The organism is Pseudarthrobacter sp. RHLT3-21, assembly GCF_059383495.1.
In genome coordinates, this window is record NZ_JBWZCI010000043.1 from 1 (window position 1) to 11,374 (window position 11,374).

Consider the following 11,374-nt stretch of genomic DNA (forward strand, 5'->3'; position numbering starts at 1 on the left):
CTCGGTTACCGACGGCCTAACGAAGTCCACTATGGTTATCAACAGCCAGCACTGGCAGCGTAGAAGAATTCACCAATTCCGCTGTCCGAAATCCTCGCGGCAGCTCACTACTGCGCCTCCAAATTCGCGCTGACCGGGCTCACCCAGTCCCTGGCCGCCGAGGGCAGTAACTACGGCATCAGGGCCTGCCTGCTCTATCCCGGGGCGATGGACACACAGTGGGGTGCATGGACCCCGGCGGAGAGAAACAAACGGGATGACCGCACTGCTTCCCCAAGGGAGTCTTTGCCGCCGGGCCACGTCGCGGACCTCATCACCTGGATAGCCCTGTCACCGGGCGAGATGGTTCTCAACGAAGTGACCGTGACACCCCTTCTCGAAGAAGGCTGGCCCTAAGAAACCGTACCCGCAGAAAAGACGAAAGCGCCCCGTCACATCCCCGAAGACCTGACTTCTAGTACGAAAATAGACGCAAGATCATGCAACCGCCGGTGTGAGGTTGACATCGTAGCCGAGGGTTTTGAGCTGACGGATGGCCTTGGCTTTGGCCTGTTCAGGTTCCCTCTTCAGGTAGAAGTCCGCGCCAGNAGTTAGACCGGAATCGATAGTCCCTGCGGTGGCTTGGAGGCGTTCGCGGAGCCAGCGGTGTCCGGGGTCGGCGGTGTGGCGCGGGTGCCAGTACATGGCTTCATGGATCGCGGGTAGTACCAACGGTGGTTCGAGGATGCGAATGCCGGTTGCGGGCATCTGGTGAGCGGCACGTTCGAGTATGAAGGAGACCAATTCAGTGCCCTGGAGGAGGAAGGGAACGAGAAGAAAGCTTTCCACGGTGACTTCGATGCGCCGACGGACGCCCATTTGCGCGAGATGCCGGTCGGCGAGGTTGAGCTGCTGGTCTTTTCCAATGCTGTAGACCAAGTGCGGTAGTTGCAGGTATTGCTCAAAGGTGAGCCCAGTCGTGGGGACGTGCCGGTTGTGGGCATCCACGGCGCACAGCCACCGGTCGCGGAGAAGGGGAACGTGCGGAAACTCGGTGGCGCCGAGGAGCTCGAGGGGTTCGATGACGAGGTCTGCTTGATCGTTGTGGAGCATTTGCCGAGCATCGCTGGACCGGGGCAGGATGCGGACTGTGACCCCGGGCGCCTCCACCACTAGTGCCCGCAGGAACGGTACCAGCAGGAGCAGCGTCGCATAGTCGGACCCACTGATGGAGAAGGTTCGCGAGTCCGTCGCCGGGTCGAACCACGTGCGTTGCTGGAGAGTCTGTTCGATCCGGCTGAGGATCTCGCGGACGGGGGTAATCAGGTTTTCAGCGGTCGGGGTCAGCACGAGATCGCGGCCGACTCGCACCAGCAGGGGGTCGCGAAGCACTTTGCGTAGCCGGGCGAGGGAACCACTCATCGCCGGCTGGCTCAAACCCATCCGCTGCCCGGCACGGCTGACGCTGCGTTCGGTCAGCAAGGCGTCGAGTGCGACGAGGAGGTTCAAGTCGACGTTCCGCAGGTTCATCAGCGACCCGTATCGGTAGTAGAGATAGATCCTATCCATAATATCGATTGGACGGATATGTGAGACAGGTCATAGCCTCAGTGGAACGGTGATGTTCCTCACATTCGCCGGACCGCCAAGGGAGATCCGGCGCGCAGGAGAGGGGTTTAGGCCCTTCTCGCGTTAGGAAAGGGCGGAAGACATCGGACGTGAGTTAGGACAGATCATGATCAAAACAACCCCCCGTCCACGATGGGGATCGGCAGCGCCGGTTCGGTAGCAGGGAACGTGTACACCGGCTCGGACACTGACGCATTCCGGTCCGCGATGCGAAGGGTGGTCAGCGGGGTGACCGTGGTGACCACCCTCCACGATGGGCGGCCCTGGGGCATGACGGTAAACGCATTCAGCTCGGTATGCGCGGAGCCGCCGACGATATTGGTATGTGTCAACAATCGGACGGTCACGGCGTCGGACATCGCGAGGGATGGGCGTTTCGCCGCAAATTTGTTGAGTCAGGACCAACTTCACTTGTCCGGGCTCTGCGCTCGGCCCGGCGCGGTCAAATACCTTGATGGATACACCGTTGCCACGCCGGAATTTTCAGAGCAGGTAACGATGCCGGTACTGCGGGACTCCCTCGTAACGTTCGACTGCAAGGTTAGTGAGGTGCGTCCGGTGGGCAGTCATTTCGTGGTCATCGCCGCCGTCGAGGCCATCGTGGTTCCGTCTGCCCGCACGCCACTGCTCTACGGAGAGGGCCGCTACATGCATGGGGTCACACTCGAGGAATCGCCTGCGATGCTCACGGCGCTGGCGTGGGCGTGACGGACCTGCCGGTCCTCCTCTATGCGGCCTACAACGGGCACCAGCCCGCGTCAGTCGCCAGACTCTATGACACAGACGCCACCCACGAAGAGATCGCCCAGGGCCGCATCGTGCAAGGGCCTGAACGTATCGCGGACGGGTTACGGCGGTTCTTTATCTGGTTCCCGGACGCCCACTGGACGCCACGGTCCCAGATCACTGATCCAGACGGCAAGATCGCGATCACCTATCTTCTGACTGCCACTCTACAAGCCCCGATGGGACCCATCCCCGCTCGCTGCCAACGACTTTCGCTGCGCGGTACGCATGTGCTGCATCTGAACGGAAGCGCCATCAGCCGCAGCGAGGACTACTGGGACGCCGCCACGTTCCAGCGCCAGCTCAACACCACCAACAAAGGAGAAAAAGTATGAGAACCGGTAAAGAATATCTGGAATCATTGCGGGACGGCCGTACAGTCTACGTCGGCGGCGAGATCATCGAGGACATCACCACTCATCCGAAGACCCGAGGTTATGCCCAGGCAATTGCCGATTACTACGACCTGCACCTCGATCCCGAGCACCAGGACATCACAACGTTCATCGACGACAACGGTGAACGCCAGTCGATGCACTGGTTCCTGCCGCGGTCCAAGGAAGATGCCGTCCGTCGTCGGAAGTACTGCGAGTTCCTGTTCAAGCATTTCAAGGGCGGCATCTTCACCCGCCCGCCGGAAGGCATGAACGTTGTGATGTTCACTCAGGTCGATGACCAGGCGCCCTGGGCGGAGAATTCCCGTTTCAAGAACGGACACCGGGATCTGTCCGGCAACATTCAGCGCCAGTGGGAGGAGGTCACCTCAAAGGACCTCTCGATCTCGCCGATGTTCATCGACGTGCAGTACGACCGCGGCCGAGACGACGCGTTGGCAGAGACGCCGATGCTCAAGATCCTGGAGGAGAACGACGAGGGTATCGTTGTGCGCGGCTGGAAGGCCATTGGTACCTCGGTGCCGTTCGTCAACAACCTGCTGATCGGAAACCTGTGGCGCCCGGGCCAGACCCCGGAGCAGACGATCTACGCGATGGTCCCGTTGTCCACCCCTGGCGTCAGCGTCGTGGCCCGTGAGTCACGGGCTCAGCCTGACGCCGACCCCTACGACCGCCCGTTGGCCACCATCGGTGACGAGCTCGATGCAATGGTGTACTTCGACGACGTGCTGATCCCGTGGCCGCAGGTGCAGCACATTGGGAACCCTGATCATGCCAAGTGGTATCCGCAGCGCCAGTTCGACTGGGTGCACCTCGAGACCCAGACCCGGCACTGCATCCACGCCGAACTCATGGTCGGCCTCGCCCTGCTGATCACCCAGGCGCTGGGTACGAGCGGCCAACCCATCGTGCAGGCCCAGTTAGCCGAACTCATCCGGTTCCGCGAGACCCTACGGGCCTTCATGATTGCGGCGGAGGAGACCGGGTTTACCACTCCTGGAGGGCTTTTCAAGCCGAACAACATCTATGTCGATTTCGGCCGTGCGCACTACTTGGAAAACCAGCATGACATGGTCAACAAGCTGATCGACTTCTGCGGCCGCGGTGTGGTCCTGCAGCCCACCAAGCGTGAGCTTGACGACCCCTATATCGGCCCGAAGCTGGAGGAGGCGCTACGAGGCGCGGAAATCAGCGCCCGGGACCGGATCAAGATCTTCCGGCAGATCAGCGAGCGGTTCCTTACCGAGTGGGGCACCCGGCACGAGATGTTCGAGAAGTTCAACGGTACCCCGCTGTACTTGATCAATATCTTGACCTTGCAGCGCACCGAATACCAGGTCGATGGCCCGCTGACCCAACTCGCCCGGGACGTGTTGGGCTTCGGCGACACCGCCGAACTCGGCAAGCGCGCGCAGGAAGCGGAGAAGGCCTCACACTACGCCAGTGTCCGCTTCCAGCCTGCGTACGCGCAGGCCCAGGACGTGCACGACGGCTATATCGGTGATGGCACCGCAAGATCCATGGCAGAAGAGGGCGCACCCGCCTGACCGAACGGTGGCCCCAGGGACGGCCGCCCTGGGGCCACATTGGCCTCCACCACCGTGTCTCCTTTCCCGGAATCACCAGCGGTTCGTCTCCTCGGACCCGTCTTGAGGGTGGGTGTATTCATCTCACAATGCCAGGCACTTTTGTCCTGCCCGCGATCAAGGGAAAGTCTCTCATGGCAGCCGATTCACCGAAGATAGCGCAGCCAATGCCGTCGCGGATCCGGGAAGTGCCGGATCCGCATCTGCACGAGATTCGGGCCGAGCAGGTTGAATGGCAGCAGTCCATCTGCCCTTCTGACCGGCCGAAGGGCAGATGTGCGACTGCACGCGTCAGGAATTCATCCTCAGCATGTCGGATCGGAGCGTTGCGTTCCATTCGATTGACGGCGCCCATGACGCCCACGCGTTCTCAAGTCCGCGCTTCCCTGCCACGTGCTGGCCACGGAACGGAACTGCTCTGAGCCTCAGGCTCTGACCTGCCGGCGCACACTGAACCGGGCAACACTACATACAAGGAGTTATTTTGCGTATCGCAAACCACAACAGCCGGGCAGTCTTACTGACCTCCGATGAGGCTGGCGTCGACATCCACACCGCCAGCGACGGCCGGTTCGGCCCGGACCTGCCCTCGCTCTACACCGAATGGGAAGCGTTTACCGCCTGGGCGCAGCGCCTGTCCGGCCTCGCGGCCGACGTGGCCATCGACCGTTCCCTGCTCGGGTCCCCGTCCCCCGCACCCCGCCAGATCTTCGCGATCGGGCTGAACTACAGCGCACACGCCAAGGAATCAGGGTTCGAGGAACCGGACACGCTGCCCCCGGTCTTCACCAAGTTCGTCAGCTCCCTCGCCGGCCCGGACACGCAGGTCATCCTGCCCGAGGGAGGAAACACGGACTGGGAAGTGGAGCTCGTAGCCATCATCGGCAAAGAAGCCTCGAACGTATCAGCCTCCAATGCCTGGGAGTACGTGGCCGGCCTCTCGATCGGGCAGGACCTCTCCGAACGCGTCTCCCAGCTGCGGGGCCCGGCGCCGCAGTTCGGGCTGGGCAAGTCATTTCCCGGATTCGCACCGGTAGGTCCATGGCTTGTCAGCCCCGGGGAATTCAGTAACCCGGACGATCTGGAAATCGGCTGCAGCCTCGACGGTGAAGAAGTCCAGAAGGGACGCACCAACGAACTGATCTTCTCCGTCCCTGTCCTGATCCAAGGGCTTTCGCAGACGGTCACGCTGTTTCCCGGAGACATCATCTTCACCGGCACGCCCTCCGGCGTCGGGCTGGGCCGCAACCCGCAGCGCTTCATCCAGCCCGGCGAAACCTTGGTGTCCCGCATCGAAGGCATCGGCGAAATCACCCAGACGTTCGTCCCAGCCGGTATGTGAGCGGTCCCTGCTGCCCGGCTATCGGCCGAGCAGCAGGACCCACGCATGATCAGCGCTTAGCCCTTATTCAGGGATATTAAGGAGTAGCCCCATGTCTTTGCACCGTCTGACCCGCGTGGTGATGGGCGTCCCCAACGTCGCCGAAACGGCCGCGTACTATGAGGAATTCGGACTGGACCCTCTCGGATACAATTCGTTCGGAACCCGCGATGGCGGCGAACAACTTAAGATCGTCCACGCACCCACCCGGCGCCTGGTCGAACTCGGCGTCGGCGTGGACAACGACGACGACGTCGCCCGCGTCACCGCCCAGATGACCCGCCTCGGTGTCCCGATCAGCCACAACGGCTCCGAACTCCTCGCCCAGGAACCCATCTCCGGATTCACCGCACGCATCCATGTGGCGCCCCGTATTGCCCAGGAGAAAACCCCCGCCACTCCCTACAATGGACCCGGCCGGACCGACCGCCTGGGCCGCGCCCCCGGCGTCGTACGTGAAACACGCATCAAACCCCGCAAACTGGGCCACACCGTGATCGGCACCGTCGACCTCGCCGCAACCATGAAGTTCTTCACCGAAGGCATCGGCTTCAAAGTCAGCGACTACATCTCCGACAAGGGCGCGTTTATGCGCTGCTCCGTCGACCACCACAACGTCCTGGCCCTCGCCGCACCCGTGAACTTCCTGCACCACACGTCCTGGCAGGTCGATGACATCGACGACGTCGGACGGGGAGCCAAAGCCATGCTCGAGAACAACCCCGAACGCCACATCTGGGGCCTCGGACGCCACCACGCCGGCTCCAACTTCTTCTGGTACCTCAAAGACCCCGCCGGAAACTTCTCCGAGTACTACTCCGACATGGACTGCATCCCCGAAGATGAAATCTGGACCCCGGAAACCTTCCACGGAGCCCAAGGCCTCTTCAGCTGGGGACCCCCGCCGCCGCCGTCGTTCCTTGAACCGGACGACCTCGCCGCCCTGATGACCGGAACCCACGCACCCGCCTCGGCATAACCCGTCCGGAACCAAGCAGGAGATGCCATGACCACAAACACAGGCCGTCAAAATTGGGAGCACGACGCCGGATCGGAGCAAACCGAACAGGAGCCCGACTCTGGGGAGCTGACTTGTTTCCCTTGGGCCGGGCTCCTGTACCGGAAAGAAGAGGACTCGTGTTGTTGATTCCTTTGGGAAATATCCTCCGACGAAGCGGGCGGCGGCACTTGAGCTGCCGCTTACACGGCGCTGGAACAATCGTGAACCGGGAGAACAAACGATGAGCCTGACTTTCGAACATGTGACCCTTGGCCAGCGAGTCCTGTTCGGCACCGGCAATGCCACTGCGAACCTCGCCGCGGAAGTGACCCGGTTGGGCGCGCAGCGCGTGATGGTGATCGCCTCGGACCGTGAGACATCGATGGCCCGCATGGTCGCCGCCGGGATCGAGGTGGCGCTCTGGCACCACGACGTGGTCATGCACGTCCCCATCGAAACGGCAGAAAAGGCACGTGCCGCCGCGGCCGGCCACAGCATCGACCTGCTGGTCTGCGTCGGCGGAGGCTCGACGACGGGCCTCGCCAAGGCGATCGCGATGACCTCCCGCCTGCCCATCATTGCCGTGCCGACGACCTACGCCGGATCAGAAGCCACGAACGTGTGGGGCCTGACCGAAGCATCCCGGAAAACCACCGGAGTGGACGACCCCGTCCTTCCGGTCACGGTCATCTACGACGCGGCCCTGACGCTGTCCCTGCCCGTGGCCATGTCCGTCGCATCCGGCCTGAACGGCATGGCCCACTGCATCGATTCGATGTGGGCGCCCCGCGCAGACCCCATCAACGCCGCCCTCGGCGCCGAAGGCATCCGTGCCCTCAACCGGGGACTTCCGCTCATCACTGACGACCCGGCCGGTGCCGACGGACGCGAGCAGGCACTCTACGGCGCCTACCTCTCCGCGGTCGCGTTCGCCTCCGCCGGATCCGGGCTGCACCACAAGATCTGCCACGTCCTCGGCGGGACCTTCAACCTCCCCCACGCCCAAACCCACGCCACCGTGCTGCCCTACGTCTTAGCCTTCAATGCCCCCTTCGCTCCCGACGCCGACGCCCGCGTCGCCGCCGCGTTCGGCACCACCGACGCACTCACCGGACTGCAGGACCTGCGCAAGCGCCTCGACGCCCCCAAGGCCCTGGCGGACTACGGCTTCACCGCCGACGAGGTCGCCGAGGCCGTCGCCGTCGTCCTCCCGGCCGTGCCGGCGTCCAACCCGCGTCCGGTCACTGCCGAGAACCTCACCCGGCTGCTTCAGGCGGCCCTGACCGGCGAAGACCCCGCGGCCCTGCTGGATCTTTGACCGGACCCAGGCACCCATCCACACGAACCACTCCCCTAACGAAAAGCAGGAGTACAGCATGTCCGAAACCACCCAGGCCGGGAACAGCATCAGCCCCGAACAGGCCGCCGTCGAACAAGAGCTTGTCGACACCGTCGTCGCGTCGTTCGAGAACACCGAAGACACGCGGCTCAGGCAGGTGATGCAGTCCCTGACCCGGCACCTGCACAACTTCCTCCGCGAGGTCCGCCTCACCGAGGCGGAATGGAACAGCGGCATCGAGTTCCTCACCGCGGCCGGGCACATCACCGACGACAAACGCCAGGAATTCGTGCTCCTCTCCGACGTCCTGGGCGCCTCGATGCAGACCATCGCCATCAACAACCCGAGCTTCACCGGCGGCGCCGCCGCTACCGAAGCCACCGTCTTTGGGCCGTTCTTCGTCGCGGACGCCCCCGAAATCCCGATCGGCGGGGACATCGCCGGCGGCGCCGCCGGCCAGCCCTGCTGGGTCGAAGGCACCATCACCGACACCGACGGCAACCCCGTCCCCGGAGCCCGGATCGAGGTCTGGGAAGCCGACGAGGACGGCTTCTACGACGTCCAGTACGCCGACTCCCGCGTCGCCGGCCGCGCCCACCTCTTCGCCGACGAGGACGGCCACTACGCATTCTGGGGACTAACGCCCACCCCCTACCCCATCCCGCACGACGGACCAGTCGGCAAAATGCTCGCAGCCACCAACCGTTCCCCAGTCCGCGCCTCCCACCTGCACTTCATGGTCACCGCCCCCGGCCTGCGGACACTGGTGACACACATCTTCGTCGACGGCGACCCGCAGATCGGGATCGGCGACTCCGTCTTCGGCGTCAAAGACTCCCTGATTAAACGCTTCGAACCCCAGCCTGCCGGCACACCCGCCCCCGACGGACGCGACCTCGGCGACCACTCCTGGGCCCGCACCCGCTTCGACGTCGTCCTCGCCCCCGCCCAAATTTGAGCACATGGCTTCATCTGACGTGGCCGACTACTGGTATGGCGCCGACGGACCAGATTTTCACGGACAACCAGAAGGCTACGCCGGCCAAGACGAAGGAGACCAAGACTACTTTGAAGGCTCTTGCTCTGCCTTTGGCTCGCGTTATGTCGAAGACGCCATTCCGAACAAAAAAAGTCACAAACAGCCTTGAGCAGAGGCTTCTCGTCGCACGGCAGTCGCCTGATTACTTGTCGCAGCTCACGGCAGCCCAACGGTTCTCGATTCAACCTGTTCTTGAAATCCTTCGTTTCCGAGAAGAGTCCCTAGATCCCTGCGTGCCCCGCGGGAACCGTCCTCCGGGCAGTGAGAGCCTTCTCGAACAGGGCGGACCTCAGCTGTGCAGACGAGTACTGAAATTTGTGCAGACAACTTCTAGTACGAAAATAGACGCAGGGTCATGCAACCGCCGGTGTGAGGTTGACATCGTAGCCGAGGGTTTTGAGCTGACGGATGGCCTTGGCTTTGGCCTGTTCAGGTTCCCTCTTCAGGTAGAAGTCCGCGCCAGGATCCTTGTAAACCTCACCGTTGGCGAGCATGTGCCAGGTCGCGGTCAGGATGACGTGTTCGATGGCGACGATGGCTTTGACCCGGCCGCGCCGGATGGCGATCCGTTTGTATTTGACGCTGACGTAGGTGTTTTTGCCGCGGGACGCGGCCATCGCGGCGATGCCCAGCGCGCCCTTGAGATATTTATTGCCGGGCATGATTCTTGTCGATTTGACCCGGCCGGCGGATTCGTTGGATCCCGGGCAGACACCGGCCCAGGATGCCAAGTGTGCGGCCGTGGGAAATACGCTCATGTCGCCACCCGTTTCGGCGATGATCACGTCAGCGACGAGTGTTGAGACACCAGGGATCGTGCTCAGCGCTTCCCTGGCCGCACGAAAGGGCTCCATCGCCGTGTCGATCTGCTGCGTCAGTACGGTAATAATTCGGGCAAGCTGATCGATNCGCCGGATGGCGATCCGTTTGTATTTGACGCTGACGTAGGTGTTTTTGCCGCGGGACGCGGCCATCGCGGCGATGCCCAGCGCGCCCTTGAGATATTTATTGCCGGGCATGATTCTTGTCGATTTGACCCGGCCGGCGGATTCGTTGGATCCCGGGCAGACACCGGCCCAGGATGCCAAGTGTGCGGCCGTGGGAAATACGCTCATGTCGCCACCCGTTTCGGCGATGATCACGTCAGCGACAAGCGTTGAGACACCAGGGATCGTGCTCAGCGCTTCCCTGGCCGCACGAAAGGGCTCCATCGCCGTGTCGATCTGCTGCGTCAGTACGGTAATAATTCGGGCAAGCTGATCGATGCGGTCCAGATGCAGCCGGACCATGAAGGCATGATGCTCGCCAAACATGCCGGTGAGCGCTTCGGTTAGTGCCGGGATCTTTGACCTCATGCTGGCCCGGGCAAACTGCGCGAGTATCTGCGGATCCCGTTCCCCACGGATCAACGCCTCGAGCATCGCCCGGGACGATACCCCGGTGAGTTCACTGACCATGCCCGAAAGCTTGATTCCCGTGCTCTCGAGGAACTTCTCCAAGCGGTGGAGCTCCCGGGTTCTGTCCTGGACGGTGACGGCACGGGCCCGCGTCAGATCCCGCAATTCGCGGACAGGCCCGGGCGGAACGAACGAGGCCCGCAACAGCCCGTGCGCACCAAGCTGCGCCAGCCATGCCGCGTCGGAAACGTCGGTCTTGCGCCCGGGCAGGTTCCTTGCGTGTCTGGCGTTGACCAGCATGACCGGCAGGGACTCCTCGAGCAGATAGTAGAACGGCTTCCAGTAATCGCTGGTCGCCTCCATCACTACGACCGTGACGTTCTGTTCTTCCAGAAACCTCCGTAACTCCAAGATCTGGTTTGTGGTGGATCCCCAGGTGGTGACTGTCGAGGTGAACTGGCCCAGACGCTTGCCCGGGACTCTGATACATACTTTTGCGTCGCGTTTGGATATATCCATCCCGACGGACCGCTCATGGACGATGTCCATTGCCGTGGCACTTTCTGAAATTGAAGGGATATGGGCATGTGACTGCCGCGGAGAGGGCAGGGAGTAAATCAGGAATCTATCACTCGTGCTCGAAGCAACAATCCACGGTTCCCGTGGAAGCCCTCCACACCACGCTGAAAAACGGGCTCAACTACGGCACCAAGAAGTCACGGCGTTCACCGCAGCAGACGTTAACATCATGCAACCGTCCCCGCCGTCAGGCTACAGCCGGTAAGCCGGCCGCCCCCTATTTTCGACCCCCACGGCGCGGCAGCGCCCCTGGACCGCTGAAAA

The 11,374-nt window shown here is 62.7% G+C and carries 12 protein-coding genes and 1 pseudogene; 9 read left to right on the forward strand and 4 right to left on the reverse strand.

Annotation, left to right across the window (positions count from 1 at the left end; translation table 11 throughout):
- The first annotated feature begins 90 nt into the window (after positions 1 to 90).
- Positions 91 to 396, forward strand: coding sequence for an SDR family oxidoreductase (locus tag AC50YA_RS22500; RefSeq protein ID WP_494984394.1), 306 nt, complete (start codon positions 91 to 93; stop codon positions 394 to 396).
- Positions 397 to 477: 81 nt separating this feature from the next.
- Here AC50YA_RS22500 and AC50YA_RS22505 read toward each other — a convergent pair whose 3' ends face one another.
- Positions 478 to 1,548 (reverse strand): LysR family transcriptional regulator, encoded by a 1,071-nt coding sequence (locus AC50YA_RS22505; RefSeq protein WP_494984385.1) that lies wholly within the window; start codon positions 1,546 to 1,548, stop codon positions 478 to 480.
- Positions 1,549 to 1,718: 170 nt separating this feature from the next.
- Positions 1,719 to 1,940: a hypothetical protein gene (locus AC50YA_RS22510; RefSeq protein ID WP_494984396.1), complete on the reverse strand. Its 222-nt coding sequence runs from the start codon at positions 1,938 to 1,940 to the stop codon at positions 1,719 to 1,721.
- Here AC50YA_RS22510 and AC50YA_RS22515 point away from each other — a divergent pair.
- The 8 genes from AC50YA_RS22515 to AC50YA_RS22550 all read left to right on the forward strand — a co-directional run bounded on the left by AC50YA_RS22515 (position 1,846) and on the right by AC50YA_RS22550 (position 9,243).
- Entirely contained in the window at positions 1,846 to 2,316 is a 471-nt protein-coding gene (locus tag AC50YA_RS22515; RefSeq protein ID WP_494984386.1) for a flavin reductase family protein, read from the forward strand. The two genes, AC50YA_RS22510 and AC50YA_RS22515, sit on opposite strands and share 95 nt — an antisense overlap.
- Entirely contained in the window at positions 2,307 to 2,729 is a 423-nt protein-coding gene (locus tag AC50YA_RS22520; RefSeq protein WP_494984387.1) for an ester cyclase, read from the forward strand. The genes AC50YA_RS22515 and AC50YA_RS22520 overlap by 10 nt, the downstream gene beginning before the upstream one ends.
- A complete protein-coding gene (locus AC50YA_RS22525) occupies positions 2,726 to 4,336 on the forward strand; it encodes a 4-hydroxyphenylacetate 3-hydroxylase family protein (protein ID WP_494984388.1) in 1,611 nt (536 codons plus the stop codon). Before AC50YA_RS22520 ends, AC50YA_RS22525 begins: the two co-directional genes overlap by 4 nt.
- Positions 4,337 to 4,859: 523 nt before the next feature.
- On the forward strand, positions 4,860 to 5,717 hold the full coding sequence (locus AC50YA_RS22530; protein ID WP_494984389.1) for a fumarylacetoacetate hydrolase family protein: 858 nt from the start codon (positions 4,860 to 4,862) through the stop codon (positions 5,715 to 5,717).
- Between the two features lie 91 nt (positions 5,718 to 5,808).
- Complete coding sequence (locus AC50YA_RS22535; protein ID WP_494984390.1) at positions 5,809 to 6,735, forward strand: VOC family protein; 927 nt, start codon at positions 5,809 to 5,811, stop codon at positions 6,733 to 6,735.
- A 262-nt stretch (positions 6,736 to 6,997) separates the two neighbouring features.
- Positions 6,998 to 8,074 (forward strand): maleylacetate reductase, encoded by a 1,077-nt coding sequence (locus tag AC50YA_RS22540; protein ID WP_494984391.1) that lies wholly within the window; start codon positions 6,998 to 7,000, stop codon positions 8,072 to 8,074.
- 58 nt (positions 8,075 to 8,132) lie between these two features.
- The gene (locus AC50YA_RS22545; protein ID WP_494984392.1) at positions 8,133 to 9,053 is read left to right on the forward strand and encodes a dioxygenase family protein; all 921 of its coding nucleotides are present in this window, start codon (positions 8,133 to 8,135) and stop codon (positions 9,051 to 9,053) included.
- A gap of 4 nt (positions 9,054 to 9,057) precedes the next feature.
- On the forward strand, positions 9,058 to 9,243 hold the full coding sequence (locus AC50YA_RS22550) for a hypothetical protein (protein WP_494984393.1): 186 nt from the start codon (positions 9,058 to 9,060) through the stop codon (positions 9,241 to 9,243).
- A 244-nt stretch (positions 9,244 to 9,487) separates the two neighbouring features.
- Here the strand turns inward: AC50YA_RS22550 and AC50YA_RS22555 are convergent, their stop codons facing one another.
- Both AC50YA_RS22555 and AC50YA_RS22560 read right to left on the reverse strand, forming a co-directional pair.
- Positions 9,488 to 9,988, reverse strand: coding sequence for a transposase (locus AC50YA_RS22555; RefSeq protein WP_494984395.1), 501 nt, complete (start codon positions 9,986 to 9,988; stop codon positions 9,488 to 9,490).
- A 57-nt stretch (positions 9,989 to 10,045) separates the two neighbouring features.
- Positions 10,046 to 11,080: pseudogene (locus AC50YA_RS22560) on the reverse strand (IS110 family RNA-guided transposase); the annotation flags it as partial.
- Between the last annotated feature and the right edge of the window lie 294 nt (positions 11,081 to 11,374).

What these genes read in the sequence shown, in the direction of transcription:
- AC50YA_RS22535 (WP_494984390.1), top strand. Translation starts at nt 5,809, where the DNA reads ATGTCTTTGCACCGTCTGACCCGCGTGGTGATGGGCGTCCCCAACGTC.
- AC50YA_RS22550 (WP_494984393.1), top strand. Translation starts at nt 9,058, where the DNA reads ATGGCTTCATCTGACGTGGCCGACTACTGGTATGGCGCCGACGGACCA.
- AC50YA_RS22540 (WP_494984391.1), top strand. Translation starts at nt 6,998, where the DNA reads ATGAGCCTGACTTTCGAACATGTGACCCTTGGCCAGCGAGTCCTGTTC.
- AC50YA_RS22525 (WP_494984388.1), top strand. Translation starts at nt 2,726, where the DNA reads ATGAGAACCGGTAAAGAATATCTGGAATCATTGCGGGACGGCCGTACA.
- AC50YA_RS22555 (WP_494984395.1), bottom strand. Translation starts at nt 9,988, where the DNA reads ATGGAGCCCTTTCGTGCGGCCAGGGAAGCGCTGAGCACGATCCCTGGT.
- AC50YA_RS22545 (WP_494984392.1), top strand. Translation starts at nt 8,133, where the DNA reads ATGTCCGAAACCACCCAGGCCGGGAACAGCATCAGCCCCGAACAGGCC.